This is a genomic window from Mesorhizobium sp., assembly GCF_005063415.1.
GTDB lineage: Bacteria > Pseudomonadota > Alphaproteobacteria > Rhizobiales > Rhizobiaceae > Mesorhizobium.
The window spans coordinates 1-242 of sequence record NZ_SUEG01000418.1 but is presented as its reverse complement, the minus strand read 5'-3'; the positions used below and the strand labels follow the sequence as shown (position 1 = coordinate 242).

Below are 242 nucleotides of genomic sequence, written 5' to 3'. Positions count from 1 at the left end.
AGCGCTATCCGCACCGCAACGCCGACGGTCTGATTGTCGACGGTTGCGGCATCGACATGCGCATTCTGATTGTTCGTTACCGCGAACTCGATGGGCTGGTACAGCAGGCGAAAGCCGAGAAAGCAGCCGCCTGCGCTGCGCTGCGGCGCTATCGTGGGGGGCTGCGCAATCTCCGGTACGCTTTGGTAACCGCCACCGGACTCTCAGAGCGCGCCCGATCACGGCTTGAGGCGCGACTTGAG

General features: G+C 63.6%; 1 protein-coding gene. It reads left to right on the top strand.

Annotated elements, in window-relative coordinates; genetic code table 11:
* Window positions 1–242 (top strand): helix-turn-helix domain-containing protein (locus E5W70_RS32875; RefSeq protein WP_292665532.1); only part of this gene is annotated, 242 nt, incomplete at both ends.